At 72.3% G+C, this 13,240-nt stretch carries 13 protein-coding genes; 8 read left to right on the top strand and 5 right to left on the bottom strand.

What is annotated here, in order from left to right; translation table 11 throughout:
* Positions 1–224 precede the first annotated feature (224 nt).
* From N4G70_RS32620 to N4G70_RS32610, 3 genes are read left to right on the top strand one after another with little or no spacing between them, the layout of a single operon-like run.
* A complete protein-coding gene (locus N4G70_RS32620) occupies positions 225–1,709 on the top strand; it encodes a uracil-xanthine permease family protein (protein WP_261716398.1) in 1,485 nt (494 codons plus the stop codon).
* A complete protein-coding gene (locus N4G70_RS32615) occupies positions 1,706–3,196 on the top strand; it encodes an amidohydrolase family protein (RefSeq protein ID WP_261716397.1) in 1,491 nt (496 codons plus the stop codon). The genes N4G70_RS32620 and N4G70_RS32615 overlap by 4 nt, the downstream gene beginning before the upstream one ends.
* Positions 3,193–3,903, top strand: coding sequence for a sulfite exporter TauE/SafE family protein (locus N4G70_RS32610; protein ID WP_261716396.1), 711 nt, complete (start codon positions 3,193–3,195; stop codon positions 3,901–3,903). Before N4G70_RS32615 ends, N4G70_RS32610 begins: the two co-directional genes overlap by 4 nt.
* Here the strand turns inward: N4G70_RS32610 and N4G70_RS32605 are convergent.
* Positions 3,887–4,930, bottom strand: a complete 1,044-nt coding sequence (locus N4G70_RS32605; RefSeq protein ID WP_261716395.1) for a LacI family DNA-binding transcriptional regulator — start codon at positions 4,928–4,930, stop codon at positions 3,887–3,889. The two genes, N4G70_RS32610 and N4G70_RS32605, sit on opposite strands and share 17 nt — an antisense overlap.
* Before the next feature lie 312 nt (positions 4,931–5,242).
* Here N4G70_RS32605 and N4G70_RS32600 point away from each other — a divergent pair, with 312 nt between their 5' ends.
* Positions 5,243–5,620, top strand: coding sequence for a hypothetical protein (locus N4G70_RS32600; RefSeq protein WP_261716394.1), 378 nt, complete (start codon positions 5,243–5,245; stop codon positions 5,618–5,620).
* Positions 5,621–5,647: 27 nt separating this feature from the next.
* Here the strand turns inward: N4G70_RS32600 and N4G70_RS32595 are convergent, their stop codons facing one another.
* On the bottom strand, positions 5,648–6,355 hold the full coding sequence (locus N4G70_RS32595; RefSeq protein ID WP_261716393.1) for a TetR/AcrR family transcriptional regulator: 708 nt from the start codon (positions 6,353–6,355) through the stop codon (positions 5,648–5,650).
* A gap of 144 nt (positions 6,356–6,499) precedes the next feature.
* Between N4G70_RS32595 and N4G70_RS32590 the strand changes: the two genes are divergently transcribed.
* Positions 6,500–7,387 (top strand): NAD(P)H-binding protein, encoded by an 888-nt coding sequence (locus tag N4G70_RS32590; protein WP_261716392.1) that lies wholly within the window; start codon positions 6,500–6,502, stop codon positions 7,385–7,387.
* A gap of 18 nt (positions 7,388–7,405) precedes the next feature.
* Positions 7,406–7,804 carry an SgcJ/EcaC family oxidoreductase gene (locus N4G70_RS32585; RefSeq protein ID WP_261716391.1) on the top strand — a complete coding sequence of 133 codons (399 nt, stop codon included), beginning with the start codon at positions 7,406–7,408 and terminating at the stop codon, positions 7,802–7,804.
* Between the two features lie 19 nt (positions 7,805–7,823).
* Here the strand turns inward: N4G70_RS32585 and N4G70_RS32580 are convergent, their stop codons facing one another.
* Positions 7,824–8,561, bottom strand: coding sequence for a DUF6585 family protein (locus N4G70_RS32580; RefSeq protein WP_261716390.1), 738 nt, complete (start codon positions 8,559–8,561; stop codon positions 7,824–7,826).
* Positions 8,558–9,619 carry a BTAD domain-containing putative transcriptional regulator gene (locus N4G70_RS32575; RefSeq protein ID WP_261716389.1) on the bottom strand — a complete coding sequence of 354 codons (1,062 nt, stop codon included), beginning with the start codon at positions 9,617–9,619 and terminating at the stop codon, positions 8,558–8,560. The genes N4G70_RS32580 and N4G70_RS32575 overlap by 4 nt, the downstream gene beginning before the upstream one ends.
* A 157-nt stretch (positions 9,620–9,776) precedes the next feature.
* Between N4G70_RS32575 and N4G70_RS32570 the strand changes: the two genes are divergently transcribed.
* Positions 9,777–12,110 carry a helix-turn-helix domain-containing protein gene (locus tag N4G70_RS32570; protein WP_261716388.1) on the top strand — a complete coding sequence of 778 codons (2,334 nt, stop codon included), beginning with the start codon at positions 9,777–9,779 and terminating at the stop codon, positions 12,108–12,110.
* 50 nt (positions 12,111–12,160) lie between these two features.
* Positions 12,161–12,433 (top strand): DUF3253 domain-containing protein, encoded by a 273-nt coding sequence (locus N4G70_RS32565; protein WP_261716387.1) that lies wholly within the window; start codon positions 12,161–12,163, stop codon positions 12,431–12,433.
* Positions 12,434–12,506: 73 nt separating this feature from the next.
* Here N4G70_RS32565 and N4G70_RS32560 read toward each other — a convergent pair whose 3' ends face one another.
* On the bottom strand, positions 12,507–13,154 hold the full coding sequence (locus tag N4G70_RS32560) for a DUF6629 family protein (RefSeq protein WP_261716386.1): 648 nt from the start codon (positions 13,152–13,154) through the stop codon (positions 12,507–12,509).
* Between the last annotated feature and the right edge of the window lie 86 nt (positions 13,155–13,240).

The following is a 13,240-nucleotide window of genomic DNA, read 5'->3' as shown; positions in this document are numbered from 1 at the left end:
GAAATCCCCGATCCGGGTCCAGTTCAGCCGGAGCTTCCCTCTGCGGCTCGGGTCGATGGGGCAGGCCCGCTCCGCTGCCGCCGGCACCCCGCCCCACCCCTTGACGCCCCTTCTCTCTCCTCCCCATACTGACGGCCAAATCGATTTGGCCGATCGTATGTGGCTCCCGTCCGGGCCGGTCCACGGCTGAATTTCGCGCTCGCGACCCCGAACGGAGCTCGCACGTGTCCCGTCCCCGCCGCTCCCTGCCCGCCACCCCCGAGCCAGCCACCGCCCCGGACCACTCCCCCGCCCCCGCGCCCCCTTCGGATGACGGAACCGCCGGCCCCACGCCCCCGCCCTCGTCCCCCTCGGAGGCCGGGAAAGCCACCGTCCACCCCGTCGACGAGTCCCGTCCCCTGGGGCGGATTCTGCTCTTCGGTGTGCAGCACGTGCTGGTCATGGCGGCCACACCCATCTCCGCCATCTTCCTGATGAGCGCCACCTTGCGGCTGGACGCGGGGCTGACCGTCGATCTGCTCTCCGCCGCCTTCGTACTGTCCGGCGCGGGCTCGCTGATCCAGTCCCTCGGGATCTGGAAGTTCGGGCCCCGGCTGCCGTTCGTCATGTTGCCGGGCGGTGCGCCGCTGATCCTCTTCCTGGCCATCGCCCACGAGCACGGGCCACGGGTCGCGACGGGCGCGGTCGTTTTGACAGCCGTCTTCACCTTCGCCGTACTGCCGGTCTTCGCACGCCTTTTGAGGTACTTCCCGCCGCTCGTCATCGGCACGATGATCGTGATCGTCGGCGTGAACCTGGTGAGGGTCGGGGCGACGCTGGTCACCGGGCGCCCCGGCGCGCACGATTTCGCCGCCCCCGGCCATCTCGCGCTGTCCATGGCGACCATCGGCTTCACGGTCGTTTGCCATCTGTTCCTGCGGGGCGTCCTGCGTCAACTCTCCGTCATGCTCGGCCTGTTGGCGGGCACGGTCCTGGCGCTGTTCCTCGGGGACGTGAGCCTCGCCCACCTGGGCCAGGGCGGCTGGGTAGACGTGCCGCGGCTGATGCCGTTCGGCTCGCCCCGGTTCGATGTGCTGGCCGCGCTGCCGCTCATGCTCTACAGCCTGGCGTCCATGGCGGAGGCGACCGGGCAGACCGTCATCAACGCCGAGGCGGTCGGCAAGGAGATCGACCAGCGGGTCGCGGTGCCCAGGACGATCCGCGGCGACGCCCTGGTCTCGGCCTTCGGCGGCCTGTTCGGGCTGCCGTTGATGGTGACGAGCGGGGAGAACATCGGCATCGTCCGCGTCACCGGCGTACGCAGCCGGTTCGTCACGGCGGCCGCGGGTGTCTTCCTCATCGCCATCGGGTTCCTGGCGCCGGTGACCCGAGCCATCAGCGTGGTCCCGGCCCCGGTCGTCGGGGGCACCGCCATGGTCGTCTTCGCGGTGATCACGGTGCTCGGTGTGCAGATGCTCGCCCGCTGCGACCTCGACCGGCACACCAACACGTTCATCTGTGCCGTCGCGCTCGCGCTCGGCCTGCTGCCGATCCTCGTCCCGGACGTCTACCAGGGGTTCCCCTCCACCGTCCGCATCCTGCTCGAAAGCGGCGTAGCGGTCGGCGCGTTCGTCGCGGCCGTCCTCAACGTCCTCTTCCACCACGTCGGACCGGCGCTCGCCGCCCGGCTGTCCGTACGCCCCGAACTGCGCACCGAAGGCAACCGATGAACCAGCACATCCGGGAGCGGCTGCGCTCGCGCGGCCCTCTGCTCCTCGTTCCCGACGCGGTCCTGCTGCCGGAAGGAGTCATGGAGCTGTACGCGGTGGTCGTCTCCGCGGGCTCGTTCGAGGCGGTGGGGCCGACCGAAGAACTGGAGCGTGCGTATCCGCGCCTCCAGGCCCTGCGGCTGCCCGGCCACCTGCTGATGCCGGGCTTCGTCGACAGCCATCACCACCTCACCCAGAGCTTCGGCGCGGCCCTCGCCTTTGGCGAGCCGTCGGAGATATTCCGCCGGGTGTGGGTGCCGCTCGAAGGCGCCCTCGACGAGGAATCTGCCTATGTGGCGGCGAAACTGGCCGCGTTGGAGTCGCTGCGCGGCGGGTGCACCACCGTCACCGACGCCGGGACGCGCGCCGCCGTGGACACCGACGTCGTCGCCTGCGCGGCGCGGGACGCCGGGATCCGCTGTGTCCTCGGGCTGATCTGCGACGACACCGGCCCCGGTGCGGACGCCGACCCCTCGGTGGTTCTGCGGCGGGCGGAGCGGCATCTGGCCACGTACACCGACGATCCGCTCATCCATCCCTCCCTCGCGATCTCCATCCCCGAGGCCGCCACCCCTGCCACCCTGAGCGCGACGGGACGCCTCGCCGCCGAGGCGAGGGCGGTGCTCCAGATGCATGTCAACGAGCATCTGGCGGCGGTCGAACGCTCCCTGCTGCGGCACGGTGCCCGGCCACTCGAATACCTGGCCGGCATCGACGCGCTCGGCCCACACCTGCTGGCCGCCCACACCACGCTCCTGACGCCCCGCGAGGTGTCCCTGCTCGCCGACACGGGAACCGCCGTCAGTTACAACCCCGTCGCGAGCGCCTGGAAGGGCAACGCGGTGGCCCCGGCGACCACCCTCGCCGAGCGCGGTGTCCGCTTCGGGATCGGCAGCGACGGGACCCGCGGCGACGGGTTCCGGCTCGTCGAGGCGGCCGAGTTCGCCCAGCGACTCGCGTACGGGCTGACCACCGGCGACTCGTCCTGCGGGGCGGGCTGGACCTGGCTGGAGCATGCCACCGCCGGGGGCGCGGACGCGGTCGGCGTCGGCGGCCACACCGGCGGCATCGCGGCCGGAATGGCGGCCGACTTCCTGCTGGTCGACATATCGACCCCCGAACTCGCGCTGTCCTGGGACCTGCCCTGGGAGTTGGTGCGGCGCGGCAACCGGGACCAGATCAGTGCCGTGTTCGTGGCCGGCCGCCTGCGGCTGTGGCACGGCCAGCCCACCGACTGGGACGGGCCAGGGCTGGTACGACGCGCCACCGCCCTGGCCCGAACGGCCGTGGCGCGGGCACCCGTCACCCGCGCCCACCCCACCTCAACCACCGCGCGGAGGACGGCCGTTCAAGAGCCGGCCGCACACAGGTCGGGGGCGCGGACCTCCCCGGCTCCGGCCTCCACGGTACGGATCTCCACGGCACGGAACCGGAGCACGGCACAGTGACCCTTCAGATTCTGGTGATCCTCGCCGTCACGGTCGGGGTCGCCGCGTTCGTCCAGGGCGGCAGCGGGCTCGGCTTCGCTCTGGTCGTGGCCCCGGTGGCCGGGATCCTCGACCCGTCCCTGCTGCCCGTGTTCGTCCTCGCGTCGATGATTCCGCTGAACCTGTACGTCGCCTGGCGCGAACGCGGTTCGCTCGATCTGCGCGGAGCCCGGTGGATCACCGTGGCCCGACTGGTCGCGACCCCGGGCGGCCTCGTGTTGCTCCGGCTCATCCCGGACCGCGACATCGGCCTCTTCGTGGGCGGCGCCACCGTGCTCGCGGCGCTCGTCAGTCTGGCCGCGCCCGCGTTCGCGCCCGGCCGCGTCGCGTATGTCGGGGCGGGACTGGTGACCGGCCTCACCGAGACCGCGACCGGGGTCGGCGGCCCCCCGCTCGCCCTGGTGTATCAGCACCGGCCCCCCGCCGAACTCCGCTCCACCGTCGCCGCCTGCTTCCTGGTGGGCGAAGTGGCGTCGCTGGCCCTCCTGTTCGGCACCGGACAGGGACGTGTTGCGGATCTGGGGTGGGCGGCCGCGCTGCTCCCGGTGATCGCCGCGGGGGCGTGGCTGAGCCGGGTGGTGCATCAGCGCATCGACGCCCGCAGGATGCGGCTGTTCGTGCTGGTCTTCGCGCTGGTGTCCGGGACCGTCCTCATCGCGGGCCCCTGAGCGTAGAGGCACGCGCGATCAGGGTCGGCGCGGGGGCCGCGGTGGGAGCGAGCGCGGGCGACGCACCGCGCACTCCCGCGAGCAGCAGCTCCACCGCGTCGGACGCGGCCCGGTCCAGATGCAGGTCGACGGCGGTGAGGGAGGGGTGACAGGTGCGGGCGCGCAGCCCGTCATAGCGGGTGGCCACCATGACGTCGTCCGGGACGGAGCGTCCGCTGTCCTGGATGGCGCGGACCGCCCCCACCGCGAACGCGTCCACCAGCGCGCAGACCGCGTCGGTCTCGGGGTGTGCGGCGAGCAGCGCCGTACAGCGCTCGTAGGCCTCCTTCTCGCCTCCCGTCTCGGGCCATGCCTCGACGACGGGGGGCCAGCCCTGTTCCGCGGCCATCCGTTCGTACGCGGACCGCGCGTCGACCGCGGAATGCCGTGAGCCCGAGCCGACGACGAGCGCCGGGCGCCGGGCGCCCTGCTCCCGCAGGTGGGTGAGCAGCACGGTCGCGACCCGGTCGCCCCACAGATCCACGTACGGGGCGTCGTCGTCCGCCGCGACCGGCCGGCCCAGCGCGACGTACGGCAGCCCCCGGCCGCGCAGTTGGGCGACCGCCGCGTCGTCGATGTCGGGCTCGACCACGACGGCCCCGTCGATGTCCAGGGAGTAGAGCGCGGTCCCGGACCGCACGGGCGGGACGAGTACCAGGGCGTAGCCGTGGACGAGCGCGCTCTCTGCGGCGGCTGCGGCCACCTCCATGTAGAAGCCGAGCCGCGACGGCCCTCCGGCCACCGCGAACGGCATCGACGACACCAACGCGATGGCCTTCGCCTGTCCGGTACGCAGGCGCTGGGCCCGCAAGTTGGGCCGGTATCCCAGTTCCAGGGCGATGTCCTTGATCCGCTGCCGGGTCCGGGGGTCCACCTTGCCCAGGCCATTGAGCGCGTGCGAGACCGTCGTACGCGACACGCCCGCGACGCGCGCGACATCGGCGATCGTCGGAGGCTTGGAACCGGAGGGGGAACCGGAAGCGGGCATCTGCGCAAGCACTCCTCTGCTCGGACGGCCAACGGACGGAGCCCCATCCTCGCCGACGCCCCCGGCCCGCGGACAGTCGGGCGCGTCACGGTCTGAAGCCGCCCCCGGCCCGCGGACAGTCGGGCGCGTCACGGTCTGAACCCGCCCCCGGCCCGCGGACGGCGGGCGCGTCACTGTCCTGAGTGCCCTCCGAACACTTCTGCCCCCCGCGCGCGATGTGTCAGCTGTCCGTCAGCGTGCAGGCTCTGAGTAACCGGGAGGACCGGGTGGCACCACGCCTTTCCGTTTCCCGTCGACGAAGGGCGTACGTGGATGGAAGGGCTCAACGGTGTCCTGGAGCAGGCACTGGCGATCGACGGGGCCACCGGCGTCGCGATCGTCGACTTCCGGCAGCGCCGGGTTCTCGGCTCGCTGGACCGCGGCAGCGGGCTGGACATGGACAAGGTCGCCTACGGCGACAGCGACGTCATGCGGGCCAAGCTCTACACCCTGGAGCTCCTCGGCTATCCCCAGGACAGCGTCGAGGACATCCTCATCACGCTCGACAGGGAACTGCACATAATCCGGCCCCTGCCGCGTCTGCGCGAGGGCGGCATCTTCATCTACCTCGTCCTGGAACGGGACCGGACCCATCCCCTGGACGACCTCCGCCGCCAACTGCGTTCCCTGGAGCCGTTGTTGGAGCTTTAGGAGAGGGAGCGCCCGGCGCCCCCTGGACTATCCGGCGCGCGCGATGCGGTCGAGCAGTTCGGTGAGCAGGCCGTGCTCGCCCGGTGTCAGCACACCGGTCTGCGGGAGGAGGGCGCGCAGGGCGAGGGCCGCGACGGCGGGGCCGGGTGGCGCCGGGGCGGGCGCGCCGGTGGTGATCGCGTCGATGACCGCCTCCCTCGCCAGCCGGGACACGGACAGGTCCCGGCGGTCTTCGGGCGTGGCGATGAGGGCGAGGGTGACGCCGCCGCCGACCGCGTGGACCAGTTGGGCGGCCCGGGCCTCGTCGACCCGGAGGCGGCCGGCCTCGGCGATGCGGTGGATGTGGTCCCCGAGGATCTCCAGCGCGGCCACGGCGGCGGGCGGCATGCCTCCCGGGCGGGGTTCGGCGTACATGAGGGTGTAGAGCGCCGGGTTGGCCAGCCCGAATTCCAGGTTGAGGGTCCAGCCCGCGCGGAGGTCCTCGACCGGGTCACCGGAGGGTTCGAGGCGGGCCTTGGTGCCGAGATGCGTCGCGAAGCCGTGCGCGGCGACGGCGTCGAGCAGGCCCTGCTTGTCGCCGAAGAGCCGGTAGATGGTCGGCGCCTGAACGCCCGCCGCGCTGCTCACCGCGCGCGTCGACACCGCTTCGCGCCCGCCCTCGGCGAGAAGCCGGAGCGCGGCGGCGACGATCCGTTCAGCGTTGCTCTCCGGCGCGGCAGAGCGGTCGATACCCATGTTTCCGATGATAACAGTTTCGCGTTAGCGGTTTGCTGGATCGTCGGAAACGTGTGACTGTTAACGATGGAAACAGTGGCCGCCGCAATAAGGCGCCATAAGAAGGCCGACACACGAAGGCCGCCCTACCGCAGGAGGTTCCCCTTGATCGTCCTCACCGCCCCCACCGGCCAGATCGGCCACCAGGTCCTCGATGCGCTGCTCGACAGGGGGCAGCCGGTCCGGGTGATCGCTCGCGACCCTTCCCGATTGACGCCGCGGACGCGCGAGCGCGCCGAAGTCGTGCGGGGCTCGCACCGCGACCCGGCGACGCTTGACGAAGCCTTCCGCGGCGCGGACAGCGTTCTGTGGCTGGTCCCCCCGAACCCCGGCACCGACGACACGCACGAGCACTACCTCGGCTTCACCCGCCCGGCCTGCCAGGCCCTCACGGACCACGGTGTCGAGCGCGTGGTCGGCATCACCAGCCTGGGCCGCGCCTACGGCAGGCACGCCGGGCTGCTGTCACCCGCGTTCGCGATGGACGACATGATCGAGCGGACGGGCGTGAACTACCGCGCCCTGGCCATGCCGTTCTTCATGGAGAACCTCCTCAACCAGGTCGAGACGATCAGGGCCCAGGGGACGTTCTTCCTCGCGAACACCGCCGACCGCCCACTGGCGACCGTCGCCACCCGCGACATAGCCGCGACCGCCGCGGCCCTGCTGGCCGACGACTCCTGGAGCGGGCAGGAGACCGTCCCCGTGATCGGCGACGCGCTGTCCCCCGACGACATGGCACGCGTCCTGTCCGAGGTGCTGGAGCGCCCGGTCGGCTTTCAGCAGGTCGACGAGCGGACGTACAAGGAGACGATGACGCGGTACGGGATGCATCCCGCCTGGGCGCAGGGCCTGGTCGACATGGCCGCCGCGCAGAACGACGGCATCTACGACGCCGAACAGAAGGCCTCGGCATCGGCCGCTCCGACCGACTTCCGCCGCTGGTGCCAGGAGGTGCTGAAGCCCAACCTGCTTGACCTCAACCACGGTTGAGGGCGGAGGGTGGACCTCATGGACATCGCAGCCGCCGATATCAAGGCCATTGAGCAGGTCGTCGCCACCGTCGAGCGCACCCAGCGCACCAAGGACGTCGAGGGATTCCTCAGCCTCTTCCACCCGGAAGCGCTGTGGACAACCGCGCACGGAAAGGTGCTCATCGGCCGCGAGGCGATCGCCGCATTCACGCGCGCGGTGCTGCCCGCCGCGAGCTGGGACGGGCAGGTCACCTACGAGGTGACCCACACACAGTTCCTGCGTCCCGATGTGGCGGCGGTCAAGGTCCGTCAGGTCTACCACTCGGCCGAGGGCGACGACGAGGGCGCCCCGCTCTATGTGATGACCAAGCAGGAGGACGGGCGTTGGCTGTTGACCGCCTGCCAGAACACGGCCGTGCACAAGGAACAGGGCTGACCTCCGCGGCGCCCGGTGGTCACCCGCCGCCGGTGGCACCCCTGCCGCCCGTGCGGCAGTGCTCGACGAGCGCGCGGAGGACGAAGACGTTCGGGATGCCGGACATTTCCGGGCCGAGGCGGTATCGGCGCCCGCCGACGGTGACCGTGAGGAACCCCTCGCGCGTCCCGATCCTCTGCACCCGCGGCAGCGGGAGACACAGCTCACGGAAGCCGATGTGCTCGGTGGTCAGCCAGACGCCGGCGAAGGAGACGCGCTCGCCCCGGTACAAGGCGGCCAGGGCGGCGGGCAGTTGGGCTCGTGTCACGGCTCGTCGCAGTTCGTGCTGCCAGGCCTCCGCGTCACCGCCTTCCGGGTTGGCGTGCAGCACCACACGCTTGCGTTCGACGTCGGTGAGCGTGTGGATGAGGGCGGTGTCGAAGGGGGAAGGCCCGCGCGATCGGCTGCTGCGCCGGAACACCATGGTGGTGTCGTAGCGGACGATGTGGATCCGGCCCTTCACGGAAACGGTCATCCCGCCTTCGTACAGGTCCAGTCGTGCGTTGGGCTTCGCCCCCGCCGCCCGGTAGCGGCCGTCCGGCGCACGGGCCGACAGGCGTCGGACCGCCCGGTACAGACCGGCCCGGGTGCGGGGGCGGTACGCGGTCGCCGCGTAGGTCGCCAGCCGCTTGCCGAGGCGCGCGCGGCCGGCGGCCGCGGAGATCCGCGCCAGGAGCAGTTCCTCGCCGCAGGTACGGGGCGTGGTGGGGCCGGTCACCGCGTGGCCGAGGTGGGGCCGACATCGCGTCCGTGCATGATCGTGCGGCGTGTCCCGCACAGGAGCCGGCCAGGTGCCACCCCCAGCTCGTCGGCCAGTCGGCGGCGGGTGCGCTCGAACACGGACAGCGCGTCGGCCGGCCGGTCGCTGAGGCACAGGGCGCGCATCAGCATCGCGGCGACGGATTCGTCCAGCGGCCTGGCCACGGCCAGGGCCCACAGCTCACCGACCGCCTGGGCATGGCGGCCCAGCCGCATTTGCAGGTCGAGTTTGCGCAGGGTGACGCTGGTCCTGCGTTCGGTGAGCCGTACGCGTTCCAGCTCCGCGAAGGGGCCCGGCAGCCCGGCCAGGGGCTCGCCGCGGAAGAGGTCCAGCGCCTGGGCACAGATGCGGACCGCTTCGTTCAGCGCGCCGGCCCGTTCGGCGGCTCCGGCGTCGGTGACCAGTTCTTCCATGCGCTCCACGTCCACCGCGACCGCGTCCGGGACCAGTTGGTAGCCGCAGCGGTCGCGCCTGATGACGGAGTCCGCCCGGTTCTCGACCTGCAGGACCTTGCGCAGCCGGTAGATGTACACCGGCACGACTTTGGTGAGCGGTGGCTCCATCCCCCAGATTCCGTCGAGGAGTTCGTCCTTGCTCACCGTCCGGTCCCAGCACAGGGCGAGCGACGCCAGCACGGCCTGCTGCCGCAGGTGCCCCAGGTCCACCGGCTGCCCGTCGCGCCAGGCCCGCAGGGGCCCGAGCACGGAGATCCGTACGCGCTGTGTACGGGAGGGGCGGACGGCCGCCCGTTGTGCCGGACGGGATGCCGCGCGCCGGCCCCGGCCGGGTACGACGAGGCCGCTGTCAAAGGCGTGGACGATGGCGGCGGTCCGGTCGCGCAGCTCGAGTTTGGTGAGGATCCGGCCGAGTTGGACGTGCACCGCGTTCTCGGGGAGCGCGAGGGCGTGGGCGATCTCGTGGTCCGTCAGGCCGCAGCCGACTCCGCGGAGCACCTCGCGCTCCTGGCAGGTGAGCTCGGCGGCGGCCGGCCGGCCGCGGGTCGAGGTCGTCGGCATCGCGAATCCTCCTGGGTGAGGTCGGGGGGTGTTGTCCTCGACGTTGGCCGCGGGGCGGGGATTCGGACAGGCCGACCGACCGGCCGTTTACGGCCGGTGGCCGCGATAGAGTCCCCCACCTGGGGAAATCGTCACTGCCGAGGGGGAAGGCCGACCGGTGACCAGTGAGTTCAGTGCCCTGTTGAAGGAGCTGCGGCACGAGGCGAACCTGACGCAGGACGCGTTGGCGGAACGCGCCGGAGTGGGCGTGCGCACCATCCGCGGCCTGGAGACCGGTGAGCGCGCCGACCCCCGGATGACCACCGTCCGCTTACTGGCGGACGCGCTCGGCCTGAACTCCGAGGGCCGGGAGCGGTTGTTGGCGTCCGCGGTCCGCCGGGCCGGGAACGACACCCCGTCGTCGGCGGAACCGACCGTTCCGGCCGACGCCTCCGGGCCGGGCCCGGCGCAACGTGCCGCGGGTGTGCCGCCGGTGTCGCCGTGGCACCACGTGCTGGCGGGTGTCGCCGACGAGGTCGCTCGGACCGTGGCCGGCCGGTGGCGGAACGAGGAGGAGCGGCGCCAGGTCCACGATCCCTACCCGCTGCCGGTGCGCTGGCGGCCGGTCGCCGAGGAGCTGACCGACCACTGGGCCAACATCCGTTGTCTGCCGCCGGGGAGCAGCCACCAACCCCTGGATCTCAGCGGCCAGTTGGACTCGATCGTGGACGTGTACGGGCGGATCCCGTCCGGGCGTCTTGTGGTGCTGGGCCGTTCGGGCTCCGGCAAGACGATCCTCGCGGTGCGCTTCGTCCTGGACCTCCTGAAGTCCCGGGGCCGCGCCGACCCCGTGCCGGTGATCTTCAGCGTCGGCTCCTGGGACCCGACCGCGCTCACCCTCCGGGACTGGCTCGCCGCCCAGCTGACCCGCGACCACCCCGGTCTCGCCGTCCCCGGGCCCGGAGGAACCACCCTGGCCGGTGGCCTCGTCGAGACCGGCCACATCCTCCCCGTCCTCGACGGGTTCGACGAGATAGCCGCCGGCCTGCGGCGCCCGGCGCTGGAAGCCCTCAACACCACCACGCTGCCGTTGCTCCTGACGAGCCGTCCCTCCGAGTACGCCGCCGCGGTGGAGGAGACCGATGTCCTCACCTCGGCCGCGGCGGTCGAACTGACCGATCTCACCGTGGACGACCTGGCCGCCTATCTGCCCCGCACCACCCGCAAGTCCGGTGGCCGGGACCGCTCGGCGACGGCCTGGGAGCCCGTCCTGAGGGAACTGCGCGAGCGCCGTCCCGGCCCGGCGGCCGCCAACCTCGCCGCGGTCCTGACCACTCCCCTGATGGTCACCCTCGCCCGCGCCGTCTACAGCGACACCCCGGGCGGCGACCCGGCGGCGCTGCTGGACACCCGCCGCTTCGGCACCCCCGAGGAGTTGGAGGAGCACCTCCTCGACAACTTCACCACGGCCGCCTACCGCCCCCGCCCCGGAGACCGTCACACCGGCGGCCCCCACCACACCTGGGACCCGGAACGGGCCCGGTACTGGCTCGGCTATCTGGCCCACCACCTGAACCGGCTCGACACCCCCAACCTCGAATGGTGGCGCCTGGGCCACGGCATGAGCCGCCTCGCCCGGACCTCGGTGACCGCGCTGATCGTCTGCCTCAGCATCACCGTCGTCGACGGCGTCGCCGGCCTCCCCTTCGACCCGCTCGCCTACCAGCTCGTGGACGGGCTGGTGGCGGGGCCCCTGGCCGGGCTCCTGTTCGGGATCGCGTACTGGTTCATGGTCGCCTCCAGGGACACGGCGGTGGAGCCGTCCGTCGTCCGTATGAGAGTGCGCGGCAGACAGCGCAGATCACTGCGGCACGTTCTGCGGCGCCTGCTGTCCGGAGCGCTGGGCGCTGTGCTCTTCGGGCTCGGCTACGGATTCGTACGCGGTGCGCTCAACGGCATCGCGTACGACGGCGACATCCGCGACGTCCTGGTCGGCAGCCTCACGGACGGCATCATCTACAGCCTCATGTTCGCCGTCGCGACCGGCCCCACCCTCGGTCTGCTCACGCTCTTCGAGACCTCCCTGGACATCCGGTCGGCCGTCGACCCGGTCAGCCTGCTGCGGACCAACGGCCGGACGGTGGTGACCCAACTCCTGGTCTGGACACCGGTGTTCGGCCTCCTCATCGGCCTCGGGTCCATGGCGATGATGGGTCCCCTGTCGGCGCTGCTCGGGCCGGTGGTGTGGCATCTGACGGCCGCGCTCAAGCTCGGGGTCATCAGCGGACTCAGCGGCGCCCTCGGGTACATGTTCTGTCTGACCTCCTGGGGCCAGTGGACGGTGTTCTCCCGCATCTGGCTGCCGCTGACCGGCCGGCTTCCGTGGTCCGTCGTGGCTTTCCTGGAGGACGCCCATCGGCGCGGTGTGCTGCGCCAGGCGGGCGCGGTCTACCAGTTCCGTCACGCCCGCCTCCAGCACCACCTCGCCCGCGCGTACAAGAAGGCCGACTGAGCCGGCCGCCGTGCCCTGCCGCGCGCCGGCGCCGGTGTGACACTGATGGGGTGACGGACAGTGAACGCGAGACGGACCGGCGCCTGGAACGCACCATCCTCGATCTCCTCGACTCCCGTGCCCCGACCGCCTCGATCTGTCCTTCCGACGCCGCGCGGGCGGTGTACGACGGGGATGACGACGGCTGGCGCGCCCTGATGGAGCCGGCCCGCCGCGCCGCCCGGCGCCTCGTCGCGGCCGGCGAGGTGGAGATCACCCAGGCGGGGCGCCCGGTCGAGCCGGCGACGGCTCGCGGCCCGATCCGCATCCGCCGCATCCGCTGACCCCCGCCTCAGGGCCGGCGGCGAGCCACTCATCCCTCAGGGTCGGCGGCGAGCCACCCGTCCGGCATGTCCGTCACGGCGTGGGCCGTCCTGAGGGGCGCGGTGTGCGGGGACGCCGTCGCCGGACCCACACCAACAGGACGACCGAGCAGAGCGCGGCGAACGCGCACCACGTGGAGATGTACTCCTGCCGCCACAGCGCGAACGACACCGCGGCCCCGACCCCCACCAGCACTCCGAACAGGACCAGACTCCGGTCACCGGACAGGAGCAGGGAGCCGATGGTGGCGAGCAGGTAGCCGAGCACGATCAGAGCGGCCCATGGCAAGCCGAGGGAGTACCCGACGGTGTGGCCCCGGATCTCGGCCGTCACGGTACGGGTCGCCAGGGCTTGGGCAAGGGCGGCGCACGTCGCGATCCCCACCGCCAGGGGGATGAGCAGGCGGCGACGGGCACCGGGCGGCGCGGCACAGAGCACGGCCGCCGGAACCCACAGCGCCAGCAGGGGCAGCGCGATGACGGCCCAGGCCAGCGTGGCGGGACCGGTGCCGCCCTGTGCGTGCCAGACCACGGCTTCGACGATCTGGTGGGCCCCGAGCAGAAGCGGCAGGGCGGCCAGGGGCAGGTCGAGCGGGCGCCGAGCCGCCGAAGCCACCGAGGCGACGCCCACGGCCGCGATGCCCCCACCGGCGATGAGGTCGGCCGTCGCACTCCAGCACATGGCCGAAACGCTACGGCCCCCTCGACGGAGGGGCGCGGCGGGCAGTCCGGGAGGGGCGGGGGCGCGCACCGGCTCCCCGATGCGAA

Origin of the sequence: Streptomyces sp. ASQP_92 (assembly GCF_025399895.1) — a bacterium.
GTDB lineage: Bacteria > Actinomycetota > Actinomycetes > Streptomycetales > Streptomycetaceae > Streptomyces.
This window is presented reverse-complemented; position numbering and strand designations above follow the sequence as displayed.

Coding starts and splice junctions, on each gene's coding strand:
- N4G70_RS32615 (WP_261716397.1), top strand. CDS start 1,706: ATGAACCAGCACATCCGGGAGCGGCTGCGCTCGCGCGGCCCTCTGCTC.
- N4G70_RS32605 (WP_261716395.1), bottom strand. CDS start 4,930: ATGCCCGCTTCCGGTTCCCCCTCCGGTTCCAAGCCTCCGACGATCGCC.
- N4G70_RS32600 (WP_261716394.1), top strand. CDS start 5,243: ATGGAAGGGCTCAACGGTGTCCTGGAGCAGGCACTGGCGATCGACGGG.
- N4G70_RS32595 (WP_261716393.1), bottom strand. CDS start 6,355: ATGGGTATCGACCGCTCTGCCGCGCCGGAGAGCAACGCTGAACGGATC.
- N4G70_RS32585 (WP_261716391.1), top strand. CDS start 7,406: ATGGACATCGCAGCCGCCGATATCAAGGCCATTGAGCAGGTCGTCGCC.
- N4G70_RS32575 (WP_261716389.1), bottom strand. CDS start 9,619: ATGCCGACGACCTCGACCCGCGGCCGGCCGGCCGCCGCCGAGCTCACC.
- N4G70_RS32560 (WP_261716386.1), bottom strand. CDS start 13,154: ATGTGCTGGAGTGCGACGGCCGACCTCATCGCCGGTGGGGGCATCGCG.